Annotated in this window: 1 protein-coding gene; it reads left to right on the top strand. The window is 60.8% G+C overall.

Translation table 11 applies throughout. From position 1 onward, the window contains the following. Nucleotides 1–101 precede the first annotated feature (101 nt). Nucleotides 102–1,054 (top strand): DDE-type integrase/transposase/recombinase (locus IL54_RS23605; protein ID WP_156106083.1); only part of this gene is annotated, 953 nt, incomplete at its 3' end.

Raw genomic sequence — 1,054 nt, 5'->3', positions numbered from 1 at the left:
GCGTGGAACTGGACCCCGGCCTCCGTGTTTTATCCCGTCTGTTTGTATAGAGTTGTTTGGAGTGGCTGCTGGATTGCGCCATCTTGCCAAGCGAGGATATCATGCAGATCCACTTGCACGCTAATGCCCGAACCACGCCCAAGACGCGGGCTTTGATCCAGTCGAGCGCGCTGTCGGTGGCGCAATTGGCCCGCCAGCTCGGTGTCAGCGAAACCACCGTGCGGCGCTGGAAAGCCAGAGATCGCGTCACCGACGGATCGCACACCCGGCATAGGCTGGGACAAAGCACCTCGCCGACCGACGAAGCGCTCATTCGCGAACTGCGGCAGGATATCGGCCTGAGCCTCGACGACATCGTCCAGGTCATGCAGCGGTGCGTCAATCCCACCCTCTCGCGCAGCGCCATCCACCGCTGCATGAAGCGTATCGGCGTGGCCCAAAGACCCCAGCCCGCAGCCCAGCCTAGCCCCAGCCGCCGCTTCCCCGATGACACACCCTGCGGCTTCATCCATATCGACCTCAAGCATCTCACCCGCCTGCAAGCCCAGCGCGCTTATGTGTTCGTCGCCATCGACCGCGCCACCCGCTTCGTCCATATCGAGATTGTCCGGCAACGCGATGCCCATAGCATCGCCGCCTGCCTCGAACGATTCCTCGCAGTCTTCCCCCATCAGGTCCACACCATCCTCACCGACAATGGGTCCGAGTTCACGGATCGCTTCGCCGTCGATATGAAGGACAAGCCCCAGGGCAAACCTTCAGGACGACATCCCTTCGATCGCATCTGCCAGGACCGCGCCATCGAGCATCGCCTCACAAAGCCCTTCCACCCCCAGACCAACGGCATGGTCGAACGTTTCAACCGGCGTCTTGCCGAAGCCCTGCGACACCATCCCAGCGCCGGTACCAATCGCGGCAAAAACCACTTCCTGTCTCACGACCAAAGAAATGCCTTCCTCCATCAAACCGTCCAGAACTATAACCGTACAAGGCTGCGATGCCTCAAATACCAGTCCCCAAACGACGCCCTCGCTAATCAGACGGAACTCAACAC

The organism is Sphingobium sp. ba1 (genome assembly GCF_000743655.1).
Taxonomy (GTDB): domain Bacteria; phylum Pseudomonadota; class Alphaproteobacteria; order Sphingomonadales; family Sphingomonadaceae; genus Sphingobium.
This window is presented reverse-complemented; position numbering and strand designations above follow the sequence as displayed.